This window comes from Ideonella sp. A 288 (genome assembly GCF_002198735.1).
GTDB lineage: Bacteria > Pseudomonadota > Gammaproteobacteria > Burkholderiales > Burkholderiaceae_C > Pseudaquabacterium.
Genome location: NZ_MWLO01000117.1, coordinates 17523 through 35651, shown reverse-complemented (window position 1 = coordinate 35651; position 18129 = coordinate 17523). Strand labels below are relative to the sequence as shown.

At 70.0% G+C, this 18129-nt stretch carries 14 protein-coding genes; 10 read left to right on the top strand and 4 right to left on the bottom strand.

The genetic code is table 11. The features are described 5' to 3' along the window. Positions 1-3: 3 nt before the first annotated feature. On the top strand, positions 4-774 hold the full coding sequence (locus tag EOINJALH_RS12365) for a 3-hydroxybutyrate dehydrogenase (RefSeq protein WP_088280666.1): 771 nt from the start codon (positions 4-6) through the stop codon (positions 772-774). Positions 775-803: 29 nt separating this feature from the next. Here EOINJALH_RS12365 and EOINJALH_RS12360 read toward each other — a convergent pair whose 3' ends face one another. Then, complete coding sequence (locus tag EOINJALH_RS12360; RefSeq protein WP_088280665.1) at positions 804-1508, bottom strand: SIMPL domain-containing protein; 705 nt, start codon at positions 1506-1508, stop codon at positions 804-806. 186 nt (positions 1509-1694) lie between these two features. Here EOINJALH_RS12360 and ompR point away from each other — a divergent pair, with 186 nt between their 5' ends. The 3 genes from ompR to EOINJALH_RS12345 all read left to right on the top strand — a co-directional run bounded on the left by ompR (position 1695) and on the right by EOINJALH_RS12345 (position 5446). Continuing rightward, positions 1695-2426 carry a two-component system response regulator OmpR gene (gene ompR, locus EOINJALH_RS12355; protein ID WP_088280664.1) on the top strand — a complete coding sequence of 244 codons (732 nt, stop codon included), beginning with the start codon at positions 1695-1697 and terminating at the stop codon, positions 2424-2426. A gap of 123 nt (positions 2427-2549) precedes the next feature. Beyond that, complete coding sequence (locus EOINJALH_RS12350; protein ID WP_088280663.1) at positions 2550-3878, top strand: sensor histidine kinase; 1329 nt, start codon at positions 2550-2552, stop codon at positions 3876-3878. Then, positions 3875-5446 carry a phospholipase D family protein gene (locus tag EOINJALH_RS12345; protein WP_088280662.1) on the top strand — a complete coding sequence of 524 codons (1572 nt, stop codon included), beginning with the start codon at positions 3875-3877 and terminating at the stop codon, positions 5444-5446. Before EOINJALH_RS12350 ends, EOINJALH_RS12345 begins: the two co-directional genes overlap by 4 nt. Before the next feature lie 84 nt (positions 5447-5530). Here the strand turns inward: EOINJALH_RS12345 and ispF are convergent, their stop codons facing one another. Together ispF and ispD are read right to left on the bottom strand one after the other, a co-directional pair. After that, positions 5531-6031 carry a 2-C-methyl-D-erythritol 2,4-cyclodiphosphate synthase gene (gene ispF, locus EOINJALH_RS12340; protein ID WP_404872759.1) on the bottom strand — a complete coding sequence of 167 codons (501 nt, stop codon included), beginning with the start codon at positions 6029-6031 and terminating at the stop codon, positions 5531-5533. Between the two features lie 2 nt (positions 6032-6033). Next, on the bottom strand, positions 6034-6771 hold the full coding sequence (gene ispD / locus EOINJALH_RS12335; protein WP_088280660.1) for a 2-C-methyl-D-erythritol 4-phosphate cytidylyltransferase: 738 nt from the start codon (positions 6769-6771) through the stop codon (positions 6034-6036). 77 nt (positions 6772-6848) lie between these two features. On the opposite strand from ispD, the gene mfd reads away from it, so the two are divergent. From mfd to EOINJALH_RS12305, 6 genes are all read left to right on the top strand, one after another. Further along, on the top strand, positions 6849-10322 hold the full coding sequence (gene mfd, locus EOINJALH_RS12330; protein ID WP_088280659.1) for a transcription-repair coupling factor: 3474 nt from the start codon (positions 6849-6851) through the stop codon (positions 10320-10322). A gap of 6 nt (positions 10323-10328) precedes the next feature. Continuing rightward, positions 10329-12212: a signal peptide peptidase SppA gene (gene sppA, locus EOINJALH_RS12325; RefSeq protein ID WP_088280658.1), complete on the top strand. Its 1884-nt coding sequence runs from the start codon at positions 10329-10331 to the stop codon at positions 12210-12212. Between the two features lie 25 nt (positions 12213-12237). After that, positions 12238-12948: a phosphoserine phosphatase SerB gene (gene serB / locus EOINJALH_RS12320; protein ID WP_088280657.1), complete on the top strand. Its 711-nt coding sequence runs from the start codon at positions 12238-12240 to the stop codon at positions 12946-12948. A 45-nt stretch (positions 12949-12993) separates the two neighbouring features. Next, entirely contained in the window at positions 12994-13971 is a 978-nt protein-coding gene (locus EOINJALH_RS12315; protein WP_088280718.1) for a pseudouridine-5'-phosphate glycosidase, read from the top strand. Positions 13972-14174: 203 nt separating this feature from the next. Then, positions 14175-15215 carry a B12-binding domain-containing protein gene (locus EOINJALH_RS12310; protein ID WP_088280656.1) on the top strand — a complete coding sequence of 347 codons (1041 nt, stop codon included), beginning with the start codon at positions 14175-14177 and terminating at the stop codon, positions 15213-15215. Beyond that, entirely contained in the window at positions 15216-17459 is a 2244-nt protein-coding gene (locus tag EOINJALH_RS12305) for a bifunctional diguanylate cyclase/phosphodiesterase (RefSeq protein WP_144289993.1), read from the top strand. A gap of 192 nt (positions 17460-17651) precedes the next feature. Here the strand turns inward: EOINJALH_RS12305 and EOINJALH_RS12300 are convergent, their stop codons facing one another. After that, complete coding sequence (locus tag EOINJALH_RS12300) at positions 17652-18128, bottom strand: cupin domain-containing protein (protein WP_088280654.1); 477 nt, start codon at positions 18126-18128, stop codon at positions 17652-17654. Position 18129 lies beyond the last annotated feature (1 nt).

Here is an 18129-nt window from a genome sequence, read left to right as displayed (position 1 = left end):
GTCATGCTCAAAGGAAAAACCGCCCTCGTCACCGGCTCCACCAGTGGCATCGGCCTCGGCATCGCGCTGGCGCTGGCCCGCAATGGCGCCAATGTGATGCTCAATGGCTTCGGTGACGTCGAGGCCGCCAAGGCCGAAGTCGCCGCCATCGGCGGCAAGGTGTCGTACCACGGCGCCGACATGAGCAAGCCGGCCGAGATCGAGGCCATGGTGCGCGCCTGCGAGGCCGAGTTCGGCGCGCTGGACGTGCTGGTCAACAACGCCGGCATCCAGCACGTGGCCAGCGTCGAGGACTTCCCCGTCGAGCGCTGGGATGCGGTGCTGGCGATCAACCTCAGTTCCAATTTCCACGCCATGCGCGCTGCCCTGCCGGGCATGAAGCAGCGCAACTGGGGCCGCATCGTCAACGTGGCCTCGGTGCACGGCCTGGTGGCGTCGGTGCAGAAGTCGGCCTACGTGGCCGCCAAGCACGGCGTCGTGGGCCTGACCAAGGTGGCGGCGCTCGAGAACGCCACCACCGGCATCACCGTCAACGCCGTCTGCCCGGGTTGGGTGCTGACGCCGTTGGTGCAGAAGCAGGTGGACGCCCGTGCCGCGCAGGCCAACGTGTCCAACGACGAGGCCAAGCGCCAGTTGCTGGCCGAGAAGCAGCCCTCGCTGCAATTCACCACGCCCGAGCAACTGGCCGGGCTGGTGATGTTCCTGTGCTCGCCGGCGGCCGACAACATCCGCGGCGTGGCCTGGACGGTCGACGGCGGCTGGACGGCGCAGTAAGTTCGTCGAGGGCGCCGCAGTCGCCCTGACTACCGGGGCGACATCTGGATGCTGCCGTTCACGGTGACCGTGACGGTGGCCTTGCCGGCCTCCACCGGTAAAGCCTCGTCGGTGGGTGCCGCGGCGGCCATGGCCCGCATCCGCGGCATCGGCGACGGCATCGCGCCGTCGGCCTGGCCCACCGCCACTTCGCGGATCGAATAGCCGCCGAAGCCGAACTGCTTTGCGTACACCTCGGCGCGGCCCTTGAACTTGGCGATGGCCTGGCCGGCCACGTCGGCCTCGACCTTGTCGCGTGCCTCGCGCGACAGGCTGTGCGCCACGCCCGACACCACCAGGCCGGTGAGTCGGCCACTCAACTGGCTGATGGCCGGCATGTCGCGGCCATCGATCACCAGTTCGGCACGCCCCTGCCAGCCGGCGATGCCGCCCTTCGGCGAATAGCGCGGATAGAGCGAGAACGCCCCGGTGCGCACGTCCACCAGACCCGGACGCGCCGCCTTGCGCGCCTCGACCAGCGCCGCATCGAGCACCTGCTTCAACTGCGACTGCACGGCGGCCGCGTCATTGCCGTCGCGCTGCACAGACATCGTGATCGACAGCTGGTCCTGTGGCACCTCCACAGTGGCGCTGGCCGCCAGTTGCAGCACGTTTTGCGGCGGCGGCAGCGTCTGCGCCAGGCTGGCACCCGCGGCCAGGGTCGTAGCCGCCGCCAGCAGGATGGTTCGGTTCATTGAATGGTCCTTTTTGTGGGTCGACCGGGTCGGCCGCACCCTCTTCCACAGCGCGCCAGGGCACTGCACCGTTGACCTGGACAGGGCTGGCACCAGGCGGCAAGAGTTGTAACAACGGGTCAGGTGGCTCAGAATCCACCTTCAAACGCCTTGCACAATGCCTCTGTTACAAATTTGGAGCCAGGCATGAACTCACCCACACCCCGCCCCGACCGCATTGTGGTCGTCGACGACGACGCGCGCATCCGCGATCTGCTGCGCCGCTATCTCACGCAGGAAGGCTTCGAGGTGCTGCTGGCCGAAGACGCCAAGGCCCTGAACCGCCTGCTCACCCGCGAGACCATCGACCTGATCGTGCTCGACCTGATGCTCCCCGGCGAGGACGGCCTGTCGATCTGCCGGCGCCTGCGCGCCGCCAACGACGTGACGCCCATCATCATGCTGACGGCCAAGGTGGAGGACGTGGACCGCATCGTCGGCCTCGAGGTCGGCGCCGATGACTACCTGCCCAAGCCCTTCAACCCGAGAGAACTGCTGGCCCGCATCCACGCGGTGCTGCGGCGCCGCCCGGCGCCCGAAGCCCCCGGCGCGCCGTCGAAGGAGGCACAGATCGTCACTTTCGGCCCCTTCGAGTTCGACCTGTCGCTGCGGCGCCTGACCAAGGACGGCGAGCAGATGGCGCTGACCACCGGCGAGTTCTCGATGCTCAAGGCGCTGGTGCGCCACCCGCGGCAGCCGCTGTCCCGCGACAAGCTGGCGCAGCTGGCGCGTGGCCGCGAGTTCGAGCCCTTCGACCGCAGCCTCGACGTGCAGGTCTCGCGCTTGCGCAAGATGATCGAATCCGACCCCTCGCAGCCGCGCTACATCCAGACCGTGTGGGGCGTGGGCTATGTCTTCGTGCCGGACGGCGCTGCATGAGGCACCTGTCGCCCGGCCACCCGAAGGTGAGTGCCCCCCTGACCGGCGGCGCGGTGCAAGGCACCGGGGTATCCCGATGATGGCTGTCCGCCCTCGCTCGCCCTGCCCCCCGGGGGCCTCCGAGTGACCGACAAGAAGGTCGCCCTCAGCCTGTTCTGGCGCACGTTCTTCCTGCTCGCGCTGCTGCTGTGCGGGGGCATCTTCGCGTGGGTGCAGACCCTGCGCGCGCTCGAATCCGAGCCGCGCGTGGTGCTGGCAGCGCAACAGATCGCCAGCCTGGTGAACCTGTCGCGCGAGGGCATGCGCCACGCCGACCGCATCAACCGCGTGGCGCTGGTCAAGGCCATGAGCACCAGCGAGGCCATCCGCGTGCTGCCCCGCGAGCCCAACGACAAGTTCGAGCCCTTCGAGCGCGACGGCTTCACCAACAAGGTGGGCGGCGAACTGCGCTCACGGCTGGGCCCGGACACCATCGTGGCCAGCGCCGTCAATGGCAACGAAGGGCTGTGGGTCGGTTTCACCATCGAGGGCGACCCGTGGTGGCTGCGGGCCGAGTCGGCGCGCATCCATCCACTCACCGGCAGCACCTGGTTCGTCTGGGTGGGCATCGCCCTGCTGGCCACGGTGATCGGCTCGGTGGCCATCGCCCGGCTCATCAACCGGCCGCTGCGCGACCTGTCGTTCGCGGCCAGCCGCATCCGCGGCGGCGAGTACGAGTCGCGCCTGGACGAGAACACGCTGACCAGCGAGATCCGCGAGGTCAACATGGGCTTCAACCGCATGGCGCGCGAGCTGGCCAAGGTGGAGGAAGACCGCGCGGTGATGCTGGCCGGCATCAGCCACGACCTGCGCACGCCACTGGCGCGGCTTCGTCTGGAAGCCGAGATGAGCGTGTCCGACGAGGAAGCGCGGCGCTACATGGCCGCCGACATCGACCAGCTCGACGCCATCATCGACAAGTTCATGGACTACGCGCGGCCGGGCGAGTCGCACATGCGGCCGATCCACCTGTCGATGCTCATCGACAAGGAGGCGGCGGCCTTCCGCGACCCGTCCGAGATCCGCATCACCTCCAAGGTGGCCATCGACCTGAAGGTGATGGCCGACGAGGTGGAGCTGGGCCGCGTCTTCGCCAACCTGTTCGAGAACGCGCGCCGCTACGGCCGCACCACCGACACCGGCATCGCGGTGGTGCACGTGAGCTACGTGCGATCGGGCCCCTGGATCATCTGCACCGTGCGCGACCACGGCCAGGGCGTGGCGCCCGACCGGCTGGCGCAGCTGACCACGCCGTTCTTCCGCGGCGACGCCGCCCGCACCGCCGCCACCGGCGCGGGGCTGGGCCTGGCGATCGTCGAGAAGGCCATGCAGCGCATGGGTGGCCAGCTCGACCTGGCCAACGCGCCCGACGGCGGGTTGATGCTGCACCTGCGGCTCAAGCGCGCACCGTGACGCCGCCGCGCGTTGGCCGCCTGCTGCGGCTGGCGGCGGCGGGTCTGGTGGCCCTGGCCCTGGCCGGCTGCGCCGGTCTGCCGCCCGCCGTGCCGCAGGCCCCGTCGACCACGCTGACGGCGCCCGCCGATGCGCCGCTGGCCCAGGTGGCCAACGACGCCGGCGTGCCACCCGGCCTGTCGGGCTGCCAACCGCTGGCGCAGCCGGCCTACGCCCTGGATGCCCGCCTGCAGTTGATCCGGCAGGCGCGCACGTCGATCGATCTGCAGACCTACGTGCTGTCGGACGATGGGGTCGGCCGGCTGGTGCTGCGCGAACTGCGCGACGCGGCCCGGCGCGGCGTGCGGGTGCGGTTGCTGCTGGACGACTTCCACACCGAGGGCATGGACGACGTGTTGCTGGGCCTGGCCGCGCACGAGCACGTCGAGGTGCGCTTGTTCAATCCGTTTGCCAGCGCCCGCGCCAGCCTGCCGGCGCGGCTGTGGCAGCTGGCCACCGAGTTCGACCGGCTCAACCACCGCATGCACAACAAGCTGCTGGTGGCCGACGGCGCGGTGGCCATCGGCGGCGGCCGCAACCTGGCCGACGAGTACTTCTTTCGCAGCCGCACGGCCAATTTCATCGATGTCGATCTGCTGATGGTCGGCGCCATCGTGCCCGAGCTCTCTGCGCTCTTCGACGAGTACTGGAACAGCTCACCGGTGCGGCCGCTGGCAGCGGTGGCCAGCAATCCGCTCGACGCCGTGGCGCGCCGTGCGTCGTTCGACCGCCTCACCGCCGACGCCACAGAACCCGAACCGCTGGTCGGCCCCGACGCCTTCGGCCGGCTGCCCTTCGGCGTGGCGCTGGCCCGGCGCCAGCACGCACTGATCGTTGCCCAGGGCGGGGCGATGGCCGACCACCCGGACAAGCTGCTGGCCCACCGGATCGACGTGCCCGACTCGCTGCGCCACCGTGCGCAGGGGCTGATGGACGCGGCGCAGCGCGAGATCATCGTCGCCTCGCCCTACTACGTGCCGGGACGCAAAGGGATCGAGGCCTTGCGCCGGCTGCGCGAACGGGGCGTCGCGGTGCATGTCTTCACCAACGGCACTGCGGCATCCGACGAGCCACTGGTCAACACCGGGCTGGCCCGTTACCGCGTCGATCTGCTGCGCATGGGGGTGCGATTGTTCGAGGTGGCCTCGTCTCGGCTGCAGCGCGACGCCGGCCTGCGCAAGGCCCTGGCCGGCGCCGCTGGCCGACTGCACGCCAAGCTGGGCATCCTCGACCGCTCGACGGTACTGATCGGCTCGATGAACATCGACCCGCGCTCGGACCACACCAACACCGAGATCGGCATGGGCATCCGCAGCCCGGCGCTGGCCGAGGAGCTGATCGGCTTCTTCCGGCTCGACGATCCGCAGGGCACCTACGAGTTGAAGCTGGCGCAGGACGGCCGATCGGTGCAGTGGGTGGCCCAGGGCGACGACGGCGAAGAGCGCTTCGACGATGCGCCGGGCACCAGCTGGGCCCTGAGGTTGAGGCTCTTCCTGATGTCGCTGTTCGTGTCGGAGGACCTGCTGTAGGACCGGGCATCCGATCCCGCGTGACGGTGCCGCCGAGAGATCGCCCGCCCGGCGGCCTGGGGCCTAGAGTGGCCCTGGGTGGACTCAGTACCGCTCGGGCGGGTCGACCACCAGCAGGCACACCGCCCGCGCCTCGATGGCACGGCCCTCGCCCACCGGGCCCATCGTCTCGGCCGTCTTGGCCTTGACGTTGACCGCCTGCGGGGTGATGCCCAGGGCCGCCGCGATGCGCTCGCGCATGGCCGGGATGTGCGGCGCCATCTTCGGCGCCTGCGCCACGATCGTCGAATCGATGTTCGCGATGGCCCAGCCTTCGACGCGCACCCGGCGGGCCGCCTCGGCCAGCAGCTTCATCGAATCGGCTCCGGCGAAGGCGGGATCGGTGTCGGGGAAATGGCGGCCGATGTCGCCCAGGCCGGCCGCGCCCAGCAACGCATCGGTGATGGCGTGCAGCAGCGCATCGGCATCGGAATGGCCGAGCAGGCCGTGGCTGTGCGGGATGGTCACACCGCCCAGCACCAGCGGCCGGCCGGTGACCAGCGCGTGGATGTCCCAGCCTTCACCGATGCGCATCGAGGGGGTCATCGTCATGCCTTGTTCAAGAGAAGCCGCTCTGCCAGGGCAAAGTCACCGGGGTAGGTGAGCTTGAAGTTCTCGGCCTCGCCGGGCACCAGCCGCGGCGCATGGCCCAGGGCCTCGACGGCGCTGGATTCGTCGGTGACCGCGCCACCGGCCTCGGCCAGCGCGCGGCCCAGCAGGCCGAGGCGGAACATCTGCGGCGTCTGCGCCGCCCACTTGCCCGCGCGGTCGATGGTGGCCGCGACGCGGCCGCCGTCGGCCTGCTTCAGGGTGTCGGCCACCGGCAACGCCAGCAGGCCGCCCACCGTGTCGTCCAGGCAGGCGTCGATCAGCCGGTCCACCCACTCGGGCCGCAGCAGGCAGCGGGCCGCGTCGTGCACCAGCACCCAGTCCTGCGCGTGGGCGCCGCGGGCCTGCAGTTCGGCCAGGCCATTGGCCACGGTGTGCGCCCGGGTATCGCCGCCGCAGCGCGCCAGCCATTGCCGGGGGCCGGCCCAGCCCGGCACGGCCTGCACGAACTGCGCGTCGTCGGCCGACAGCACCACCAGCGTGGCGGCCAGCCGCGGCACGCGGTCGAGCGCCTCCAGCGTGTGGACCACCATGGGCCGGCCGGCCAGCGCGGCGTACTGCTTGGGGCCGCCCACGCCGGCACGCAGCCCCACCCCGGCGCAGGGCACGAGCGCATAGCAACGCGGTGGTGCGGAGGGTGGCGCGGAGGGTGGTGCGGCATCGGCCAGCGCATTCATCGGCGCGATTCTAGAATTCGTCGCGATGCACGCCCCGCCGCCTTTGCGGCGGGGCGGTTTGCTTTTGTCCCGCGCCCATGCAACTGCCCTCGATCGCACCCGGTAAGCGCTTCACCCTGCCCCGCCCGATCGGCTCGGCCGATGCCCTGCTGCTGGCCCGCCTGGCGCAGGCGCGGCAGGGGCAGAAGCAGTTGCTGGCCATCGTCACCGCCGAGCCGGCGGACGCCCAGCGCCTGGCCGACGAACTGCCCTTCTTCGCCCCGGGCTTGAAGACCACGGTCTTCCCCGACTGGGAGACGCTGCCCTACGACAGCTTCAGCCCGCACCAGGACCTGATCTCCGAGCGCCTGGCCACGCTGTGGCGCATCCACACGGGGGAGGCCGACGTGGTGCTGCTGCCCGCCACCACTGCGCTGACGCGGCTGGCGCCGCCCAGCTTCCTGGCCGGCACCACCTTCCAGTTCAAGCAGAAGGCGAAGCTGGACGAGGCCGCGCTGAAAGCCCAGCTCACCCTGGCCGGCTACAACCACGTCAGCCAGGTCGTCTCGCCGGGCGAGTACGCGGTGCGCGGCGGGCTGATCGACCTGTTCCCGATGGGCTCGCCGGTGCCCTACCGCGTGGACCTGTTCGACAACGAGGTCGATTCGATCCGCACCTTCGACCCCGACAGCCAGCGCAGCCTGTACCCCGTGCCCGAGGTGCGCCTGCTGCCCGGCCGCGAGTTCCCGATGGACGAGGCGGCGCGCGCCACCTTCCGCGCCCGCTGGCGCGAGAAGCTCGACGGCGACCCGACCAAGAGCCGCATCTACAAGGACATCGCCCAGGGCATCGCCACCGCCGGCATCGAGTACTACCTGCCGCTGTTCTTCGAGCAGACCGCGACGATCTTCGACTACTTCGGCCGCAACGCCACGCTGGTGCTGCACGGCGAGGTGGACGCCGCGCTCGAGCACTTCTGGACCGACACCCGCGACCGCCACCGCTTCGTCAGCGCCGACCCCGAGCGCAAGGTGCTGGCGCCCGAGGACATCTTCCAGCGCAGCGATGAATTCTTCGCCAACGCCAACACCTTTGCGACGCTGGCGCTGCGAGGCAATGAGCCGGTGGAATGGGCGCGCCCGCTGCCCGACGTGGCGGCCGACCGCGGCGCCACCGAGCCGCTGGCCACGCTGGGCAGGCACCTCGACGCCACGCCGCACCGGGTGCTGATCGTCGCCGAGAGCGAGGGCCGCCGCGAGAGCCTGCTCGAGCTGCTGCGCGACCACCAGATCGAGCCGCCCAGCGTGGCCACGCTGGCCGAGTTCGAAGCCAGCGACGAGAAGTTCGCCATCACCGCGGCGCCGCTGGCCTCCGGCTTCTTCTGGCACGAGCCGGAAGGCGCCCCGGGCGTGGCCCCGGGTGCCGGGCGGGCCATCCAGTTCATCACCGAGACCGAGCTCTTCGCCAGCGCACCGGGGGCGCGCCGCCGCCGCAAGCAGGAGCAGGTGAGCAGCGTCGACGCGCTGATCAAGGACCTGTCCGAGCTGAAGATCGGCGACCCGGTGGTGCATGCCAACCACGGCATCGGCCGCTACCACGGGCTGCTCAACATCGACCTGGGCGAGGGCCCGTCGGAGTTCCTGCACCTCGAGTACGCCGACAAGGCCACGCTGTACGTGCCGGTGTCGCAGTTGCACCTGATCAGCCGCTACACCGGCGTCAGCGCCGACGAGGCGCCGCTGCACAAGCTGGGCTCGGGCCAGTGGGAGAAGGCCCGCCGCAAGGCCGCCGAGCAGGTGCGCGACACCGCCGCCGAACTGCTGAACCTGTACGCCCGACGCGCTGCGCGCGAAGGCCATGCGCACCGCTTCTCGGCACACGACTACGAGGCCTTCGCGGCCAGTTTCGGCTTCGAGGAGACGCCCGACCAGCGCGCGGCCATCCACGCCGTGATCCAGGACATGATCAGCCCGCAGCCGATGGACCGGCTGGTTTGCGGCGACGTCGGCTTCGGCAAGACCGAGGTGGCCCTGCGCGCCGCCTTCGTCGCGGTGATGGGCGGCAAGCAGGTGGCCATCCTGGCGCCCACCACGCTGCTGGCCGAGCAGCACCACCAGACCCTCGTCGACCGCTTCGGCAAGTGGCCGGTGAAGATCGCCGAGATGTCGCGCTTCCGCTCGCCCAAGGAAGTGAAGGCGGCGCTCGAAGGCCTGGCCGCCGGCACGGTGGACATCGTCGTCGGCACGCACAAGCTGTTGCAGCCCGATGTGAAGTACCAGCGTCTGGGCCTGCTCGTCATCGACGAGGAGCACCGTTTCGGCGTGCGCCACAAGGAGGCCATCAAGGCCATGCGCGCCGAGGTGGACGTGCTCACGCTCACGGCCACGCCGATCCCGCGCACGCTGGGCATGGCGCTGGAAGGCCTGCGCGACCTCAGCGTCATCGCCACCGCCCCGCAACGCCGCCTGGCCATCAAGACCTTCGTGCGCAACGAGGGCAACTCGGTCATCCGCGAGGCGGTGCTGCGCGAGTTGAAGCGCGGCGGCCAGGTCTACTTCCTGCACAACGAGGTGGAGACCATCGCGGCGCGCCGTGACCGCCTGGTCGAGCTGCTGCCCGAGGCGCGCATCGCCATCGCCCACGGCCAGATGCCCGAGCGCGAGCTGGAACGGGTGATGCGCGACTTCATCGCCCAGCGCCACAACGTGCTGCTGTGCTCGACCATCATCGAGACCGGCATCGACGTGCCCAGCGCCAACACCATCGTCATCGCCCGCGCCGACAAGTTCGGCCTGGCGCAGCTGCACCAGTTGCGCGGCCGCGTGGGCCGCAGCCACCACCAGGCCTACGCCTACCTGCTGGTGCCCGACACCGAGACGCTGTCCAAGGCGGCGCAGATGCGGCTGGACGCCATCCAGAGCATGGAAGAGCTGGGTTCCGGCTTCTACCTGGCGATGCACGACCTCGAGATCCGCGGTGCCGGCGAGGTGCTGGGCGACAACCAGAGCGGCAACATGATGGAGGTGGGCTTCCAGCTCTACAACGACATGCTGTCAGAGGCCGTGCGCGCGCTGAAGGCCGGCCGCGAGCCCGACCTGCTCAGCCCCACCGGCATCTTCGGCGGCTCCACCGAGATCAACCTGCATGCGCCGGCGCTGCTGCCCGACAGCTACTGCGGCGACGTGCAGGTGCGGCTGAACCTGTACAAGCGCCTGGCCACCGCCGAGCGGCCGGAACAGCTGGAAATCCTGCTCGAAGAGATCACCGACCGCTTCGGCAAGCTGCCCGCCCAGGGCCAGACCCTGTTCGACACCCACCGCCTGCGCGTGCTGGCCCGCGCCTACGGCGTGCAGAAGATCGACGCCAACCCGCGGGTGATGAGCATCACCTTCCGCCCCAACCCGCCGATCGACGCGATGAAGATCGTGGCCCTGGTGCAGAAGAACCGGCAGATCAAGCTGGCCGGCAACGACAAGCTGCGCCTGGAACGCGAACTGGCCGACCCCAAGGACCGCGCCCAGTACATTCGCGACGTGCTGCGCTCGCTGGGCCAGCCCAACCCCACCACCTGAGACGCCATGCCCATACCCGACGATCGACCTGGATTCCTGCGACGCTTCTTCGGCGGCCTGTGGTGGCTGGTCGACGGCAGCCGGCGCCTGGTGTTCAACCTGCTGTTCCTGGCGATCGTCGTGGCGCTGGTGGTGGGCTGGCTGCGCAGCGGCCCGCCGCGCCTGCAGGACAAGACCGTGCTGGTGCTCGACCTGCGAGGCGCCCTGGTCGAACAGTACTCGGGCAGCCCCCGACAGCAGGCACTGGCCCAGGCGCAGGGCCAGGACACGGACCAGGTGGCGCTGCGCGACCTGCTCGGCGTGCTGGACGCCGCCGCGCGCGACGACAAGATCGGCAGCGTGCTGCTGATGCTCGACGACTTCGGCGGTGCCGGGCTGGCCAACCTGCGCGAGGCGACGATGGCCCTCGAGCGCTTCAGGAAGGCCAGCGGCAAGAAGGTGGTGGCCTGGGCCACGCACTACAGCCAGGCCCAGTACTACGTGGCCGCGGCCGCCGACGAGGTGTACCTGCACCCGATGGGCATGGTGGGCATCCAAGGCTTCGGCCGCATGCGCAACTACTACCTCGACGCCTTCGACCGCCTCGGCGTCAAGGCCAACGTCATCCGTGTCGGCAAGTACAAGAACTTCGGCGAGCCCTACTTCGCCAATGAACCGTCCAAGGAGACGCTGGAGTCCGACGCCTTCCTGTACGACGCGCTGTGGTCCAGCTACACCAGCGCCGTCGAGGCGGCCCGCAAGCTGCCGGCCGGGCACCTGATGAAGGGCATCGATGCCCTGCCCGAGCGGCTGGCTGCCAAGGGCGGCAACGTGGCCCAGCTGGCGCTGGCCGAAAAACTGGTCGACGGGCTGAAGACGCCCGACGAACTGCGCGCGATGCTCATCGAGCGCGGCGCCCGCGACGAGACCAGCAAGTCCTTCCGGCAAGTGCGCTTTGCCAGCTATCTGGATCGGCAGAGCCCGCGCCACAGCGGCCCGGCCATCGGCGTGGTGGTGGCCGAGGGCAACATCGAGGACGGCGACGCGCCGGCAGGCGCCATCGGCGGCCGCTCCACCGCGGCGCTGGTGCGCAAGGCGCGCGAGGACGACGACATCAAGACCGTGGTGCTGCGCGTGAACTCACCGGGCGGCAGCGCCTTCGCGTCCGAGCTGATCCGCCGCGAACTCGAACTCACCCGCGCCGCCGGCAAGCCGGTGGTGGTGTCGATGGGCGACGTGGCCGCCTCGGGCGGCTACTGGATCGCGATGGCCGCCGACGAGGTGATCGCCGACCCGTCCACCATCACCGGGTCGATCGGCGTCTTCGGCATGCTGCCCACCGGCGAGGGCCTGATGGAGAAGCTGTCGCTGCACACCGGGGGCTATGCCACCACCTGGCTGGCCCAGGGCTACGACCCGCGGCGCCCGCTGGATCCGCGCTTCGCCGGCCTGGTGCAAAGCGCCATCGGTGGCATCTACACCGACTTCATCGGCAAGGCCGCCGCGGCGCGCAAGACCACGCCCGACAAGATCGACGCGGTGGCGCAGGGCCGCGTCTGGACCGGCACCCAGGCGCTGGAGCGCGGCCTGGTCGACCGCACCGGCAGCTACGGCGACGCACTGGCCGCCGCCGCCAAGCGCGCCAAGCTCGACCCCGACCCGCGCATCGTCTACGTCGAACGCGACCCTGGCCCGATGGAACGCGTGCTGCGCCTGCTGGGCGCCGACACGCTGGCCGGCCAGGCCGCGGCCGTGGTCGAGCAGCAGATCGCAGCCCGCCTGCCGCCGTCGGCTGCGGCGGCCGACGCGCTGTGGCCCGGCTGGCGGCGCGAGTTCGGCTGGCTGTCCGACGTGATCGAGCGGCGCCAGCCCTTCACCGCGACGGCCCACTGCCTGTGCACGCCCCCCTGACCCCGACCTGGATCCGCACCACACGATGAGCGCCATCGAACACGCCCCCGGCCTCTTCATCCGCGGCCTCGAGCCGCCGCTGAAGCTGAGCGACTATCGGCTCATCGCCTTCGACATGGATTCGACGCTGATCAACATCGAGTGCGTCGACGAGATCGCCGCGGCCGCAGGCCGCAAGGACGAGGTGGCCGCCATCACCGAGGCCGCGATGCGCGGCGAGATCACCGACTACAAGGACAGCCTGCGCCGCCGCGTGGCGCTGCTGGCCGGCGTGCCCGAGAGCGCGCTGCAGAAGGTGTACGACGAGCGCCTGCAGCTCAACCCCGGGGTCGAGACCTTCGTGCAGGCCTGCCGCCGCGCGGGCCTGAAGACGCTGCTGGTCTCGGGCGGATTCACCTTCTTCAGCGAGCGCATCCGCCACCGGCTGCAGCTGGATTTCGCGCGCGCCAACACGCTGGGCACCTTCAACGGCCGGCTCACCGGCACGCTGTTCGACCGGCCCTGGGGCGACATCTGCGACGGTGCCGAAAAGCGCCGCGTGGTGCTCGAGGTGTGCGAGCTGATGGGCATCCCCACCAGCCAGTCCATCGCCGTGGGCGACGGCGCCAACGACTTGCCGATGATGTCGGTGGCCGGCCTGTCGATCGCCTACCACGGCAAGCCGGCGGTGCGCGAACAGGCCATGCTGTCCATCGAGCAGGGCGGCATGGACCGCGCGCTCGAGATCCTGAAATGACGCCCCCGGCACACCCTTCGAACACAGGGTTGAACTGAGATGGCCATGCCCGACACCGCCGCCCGCTGGCTGGCCTTCAGCGACGAAGTGCTGGCCGCGCGCGCCGCCGGCACGCCGGTGGTGGCGCTGGAATCCACGATCATCGCCCACGGCATGCCCTGGCCCGACAACGTGCGCACCGCCCGCGAGGTCGAGTCGCTGATCCGCGCCGAGGGCGCGGTGCCGGCCACCATCGCGGTCATCGACGGCCGCATCCGCATCGGCCTGGACGAGGCACAGCTCGAGCGCCTGGGCCAGGCCCGCGACGCCGCCAAGGTGAGCCGCCGCGACCTGCCCGCGGTGCTGGCCTCGGGCGCGCTGGGCGCCACCACCGTGGCCGGCACGATGGTGTGCGCGGCACTGGCCGGCATCGAGGTCTTCGTCACCGGCGGCATCGGCGGGGTGCACCGCGGCGCGCCGACCAGCTTCGACATCTCGGCCGACCTGCAGGAACTGGCCCGCACCTCGGTGGCAGTGGTGTGCGCCGGCGCCAAGTCGATCCTCGACATCGGCCTCACGCTCGAGTACCTCGAAACCCACGGCGTGCCGGTGATCGGCTGCGGCCAGGACAACTTCGCCGCCTTCTACACCCGCGACAGCGGCTTCCGCGCCGACTGCCGGCTGGACACGGCCGAGGCGCAGGCGCGCTTCATCCGCGCCAAGTGGGACCTGGGCCTGGCCGGTGGCGTGGTGCTGTCCAACCCGGTGCCCGCCGAAGCCGCGATGCCGCGCGAGGCCATCGACGCCATCACCGATCAGGCGCTGGCCGAGGCGGCGGCGCAGGGCATCGTCGGCAAGGCCGTCACGCCCTACCTGCTGGCCCGCATCGTGGCGCTCACCGGCGGGCGCAGCCTGGCCACCAACATCGCGCTGGTGCGCCACAACGCCCAGGTGGGGGCCCGGCTGGCACGGGCGCTGGCGGGCAACGCGCCGCCCTCGCAGCCATCATCGCCGCTGGGCGACGGGCCGCGCCGAGCGGGTTGACTGCTTGAGCCAGATCAATACCTTGCCGAGTCCACCGCAGAGCCCCTGTGTTGGGGCATGGACGGCCCAGGATGGCTGGTGCAGCATTCACCACAGAGGGAGCAATCGACGTCGAGGCTGTGCAGGCCTTGCGGTGGTCGGCAGATGGCTGACCCAGGGCAAAGCGCCACATTGCCCGTGAATGCAACGTCGCCGGAGCCTGGATGGTCATACAAGACGAGGGTGAACTGCTGAGACGCAAGGCCGAACTTGCGCGGCTGCTGCGCCATCGGTTGAATCCTGCCTGGTTCGAGTTCGGCGGCAACGAGCGGCTGGCCATGGTGTTCGACCTGGAAATGCACCTGGCATTCCTGGGCGAGGCGGTGCGCTTGAGGGTGCCGAGGCTGTTCACCGAGTACGTCGCCTGGACCTACCAGTTGCTGGCGACTGCCCATGGCGACGTTGACCGCTTCGAGGCTTGCCTGCGCGCCATCGCCGAGCTGCTGCGCGAAAGCGGCCGCGGCGACTGGGTGGCCGAGGCCTTGAGCGACATGGAAGCGGCCTGCGCCACCATGCGCACGGCACCGGCCCCCGACACGTCCTACTGGAGCGATGACAACCCCCATCGAGCGCTCGGCGAGGCCTTCCTCGATGCCTGTGTGCACCTGCGCCGATCGCAGGCTGCGGCCCTGGTGCAGCAGGCCATCCGGGACGGCGTGCCGGTGCCCGAGATCTACACCGGCGTCATCACCCCGGCCATGCGCGAGTTGGGCCGGCTATGGCACCAGAACCGGCTGACGGTGGCGCAGGAGCACTACTGCACTGCCGTGGCACAGATGGTGATGGCGCAGCTCTTTCCGGTCATCTTCGACAACGACCGCAAGCCGATCGGACGCATCGTGTCGGCCTGTGTGGCCGGCGAACTGCACGAGATCGGCGCCCGCATGGTGGCCGACCTGTTCGAGATGGCGGGCTGGGACACGGCCTTCCTCGGCGCCGACGTGCCGCGCGAGTCGGTGGTCGACATGCTGGTGGAGACCGAAGCCCAGGTGCTGGCGATCTCGGTCACGCTGGCAGCCAACCTGAGCGACGCCAGTGCGCTCATCGCGGCGGTGCGTGCGTCCCCGGCCTGCGCGGCAGTGAAGATCCTCGTGGGTGGCGCTGCGTTCAACGTCGAGCCGACGCTGTGGCGCCAGATGGGCTGTGACGGCTGGGCGCCCGATCCCGGCACCGCACTGGAACTGGCCGATCGTTGGAGAACGTGAGTGTCGGAGACTTTTGCCAGCAACTCCGGTGTGGCCCTGGTCTGCAACTACGACGGATTGGTCACCGAGGTCTTGTGGGACGACCTGGAAGTCAGCGCCCCCCTGGCCGACCAGTCGCACATGGCCTGCCTGTTCGACCCCGGGTCGGTGCAGAAGGCGCTGGGCCTGATCATGCAGGTCAAGGAGCGCGGCGCCGCGTTCGGCTGGGAACTGAACGTGGCCGGTGCCGGCAACCCTCGCCCGCTGAACTTCGAGGCCGCCGTGGTCGGCAACCGCATCCTGTTGCTGGCCAGCGCAACGCCGCACGACGAGTCCAGGCTCTACGACGGCCTGAGCCACGTCATCAGCGAGCAGATCAACAGCCTGCGGGCGCTGAGCAAGCACAAGGCAGGCCGCGGCAAGGGCAAAAGGGCCGAGACCGAGCTGTCCAGCCATTTCACCCACGAGATGTTCCGCGACATGCTCGAGTTGAACAACCGCCTGGTCAACGCCGAGCGCGAACTGGCGCGCAAGAACGGTGAACTGCGCCGCCTGAGCGCCGTGCTGCGCAAGGACCTGCATCTGGCGCACCGGGTGCTTCAGAGCTCGGGCGAGGCGGTCGTGGTGACCGACCACGACCGGCGTGTGGTCGACGTCAACCAGGCCTTCACGGCGATCACTGGCTTCACCAAGGCGGAGCAGCTGGGCACGGTCCATGCCCTGGGTGAGCCCGGCCAACATCCGGTCGGCTTCATCGACGCCATCTGGGACCAGGTGGCACGCACGGGCAGTTGGCAGGGCGAATGCACCGGCCGGCGCAAGGGCGGCGAGTCCTTTCCGAGGTGGCTGACCGTCAGCGCCGTTCCCGACGACAGTGGCGCGCTGCGTCACTACGTGATCAACTTCTCCGACATCACACGGCTGAAGCACGCCGAGGAACGCTGGCAGCGGCTGGCCTTCTACGACAGCCTGACACACCTGCCCAACCGCGTGCTGTTCAAGGACCGCCTGCAGCAGGCCATGGCGCGCGCGCGGCGCGACATCGGCCCGCTGGCGCTGCTGTTCATCGATCTCGACGAGTTCAAGATCGTCAACGACAGCCTGGGGCACGACGCCGGCGACCAGTTGCTGTGCATCGCCGCCCGTCGCATCGAGGCTTGCGTGCGGCAGGCCGACTCGCTCGCCCGGCTCGGCGGCGACGAGTTCACCGTCATCATGCACGGCAGCCCGAGCGAGTCGGACGTGCTGCACGTCTGCGAGAAGATCATCCAGGCCATCAACCTGCCCTTCGACATCGGCGGGCAAAGCGTGCGCATCGGTGCCAGCATCGGCATCGCCCGCTTTCCGAACGACGGCAGCGAGCCCGACACGCTGATCAAGAACGCCGACACGGCCATGTACGCGGCCAAGTCGGCAGGTCGCAACACCAGCCGGTACTACTCGCCTGCCCTGGGCGAAGACATCGCACGCCAGCTCAAGGTCAAGACCCAGATCGCCCAGGGGCTGCAGCGCGGCGAATTCACGCTCGAACTGCAGCCGGTGGTTGATCTGGCCGGCGGCCTTGTCCGCAGCCTGGAAGCGCTGCTGCGCTGGAACCACCCCGAACGCGGCCCCATCGCGCCCGATCAATTCATCCCGATTGCCGAGGACTCCGGCCTGATCGTGGAACTGGGCGAGTTCGTCGTCCGCCAGGCCGTGCAGCTGGCGCGCGAGCTGCGCAGCGACACCTGGCCGCAGGCACGGGTGGCCGTGAATGTGTCCAGGCGGCAGCTCGCCGCCCCCGGGCTGGCCGACTTCATCGTCGGTGAACTCGACCGCTGCGGCCTGCCCGGATCGGCCCTGATCGTCGAAGTGACCGAGAGCATGGTGATGAGCGACATCGACCACGCGGCGCAGGTGCTCAACCGGTTGCGCGAGGCCGGCGTGAGCGCCGCCATCGATGACTTCGGCACCGGCTATTCGTCGCTCAACTCCCTGCGGCGTCTGCCCGTGGAGTTCCTGAAGATCGACAAGACCTTCGTCGCCGATGTCGATGTGTCGCGCGAAAGCGAAAGCATCATCAGCGCCATCAGTGCCATGGCCCACGGCCTGGGCCTGAACATCGTGGCCGAAGGTGTCGAGCGCCAAGGGCAGCTGGACGTGCTGCTGCAGGTCGGCTGCGACAGCGCGCAGGGCTACTGGTTCGCACGGCCGATGTCGCTGGACAAACTGCGGCCCTTGCTCGGCCGCGACGGCCGGCTCCGCAAGGCCGCCGAAAACCCCTGACGGCTGAACGGGCCGCGTGCCGGCTTGAGCCCCTGGGTTCCACTGTTTGCCGACAGGCCAGCGCAGCGGCCCGAGCGTCTCGATGCCGGGCGCACGGCCCACCCTGCAAAGTCTGACGTCGCAGGTCGGCCGGGCGACGCACGGCTCACATGACGCCGTCCAGCGGTCGCGGTTCCTCGCTTCGAGCCCACGTCACCGTGCGCCACCCCCGAACCTTCGGTCGACGAGATCGATCAGTTCGGGCACGGCGCCGCGCACGTACAGCGTGGCGCCGCTGTCGCTGGTCATCCGGGCATGCAGCGAACCTCGGCGCGCCAGGTGGAAGGCACCCTGCTCGAGCACCACGCCGCTGCCGATGCGCAGCGAGCCGGCGAGCACCAGGCATTCTTCGTCCATGCGGTGCGCATGCATGGGCAGCGCGGCACCGGGCGCCAGCCGCAGCAGGTAGCTCAGCACCTCCTCGCGCTCATCGAGCACCTTGATCGCCACGCCGGGCACGAAGGGCTGCCACTGGCCCTCGTCCGGCTGGACGGTGAGGTGCGAGGTCTCGGCATCGGCCACCCGGTCGATCACGCCGGGCGGTGGGCAGCGGCCCGTCACCGGCGACGCATCGGCCGACAGGTCGGGGCCGGCGAACTCAGCCCATACGCTGGACGAGGGCAGCTTCATG

Bases quoted from the DNA above. Each gene is read 5' to 3' on its own strand.
- EOINJALH_RS12365 (WP_088280666.1), top strand. From the start codon at position 4: ATGCTCAAAGGAAAAACCGCCCTCGTCACCGGCTCCACCAGTGGCATC.
- EOINJALH_RS12360 (WP_088280665.1), bottom strand. From the start codon at position 1,508: ATGAACCGAACCATCCTGCTGGCGGCGGCTACGACCCTGGCCGCGGGT.
- ompR (WP_088280664.1), top strand. From the start codon at position 1,695: ATGAACTCACCCACACCCCGCCCCGACCGCATTGTGGTCGTCGACGAC.
- ispF (WP_404872759.1), bottom strand. From the start codon at position 6,031: ATGACCCCCTCGATGCGCATCGGTGAAGGCTGGGACATCCACGCGCTG.
- ispD (WP_088280660.1), bottom strand. From the start codon at position 6,771: ATGAATGCGCTGGCCGATGCCGCACCACCCTCCGCGCCACCCTCCGCA.
- mfd (WP_088280659.1), top strand. From the start codon at position 6,849: ATGCAACTGCCCTCGATCGCACCCGGTAAGCGCTTCACCCTGCCCCGC.
- sppA (WP_088280658.1), top strand. From the start codon at position 10,329: ATGCCCATACCCGACGATCGACCTGGATTCCTGCGACGCTTCTTCGGC.
- serB (WP_088280657.1), top strand. From the start codon at position 12,238: ATGAGCGCCATCGAACACGCCCCCGGCCTCTTCATCCGCGGCCTCGAG.
- EOINJALH_RS12315 (WP_088280718.1), top strand. From the start codon at position 12,994: ATGCCCGACACCGCCGCCCGCTGGCTGGCCTTCAGCGACGAAGTGCTG.
- EOINJALH_RS12310 (WP_088280656.1), top strand. From the start codon at position 14,175: ATGGTCATACAAGACGAGGGTGAACTGCTGAGACGCAAGGCCGAACTT.
- EOINJALH_RS12300 (WP_088280654.1), bottom strand. From the start codon at position 18,128: ATGAAGCTGCCCTCGTCCAGCGTATGGGCTGAGTTCGCCGGCCCCGAC.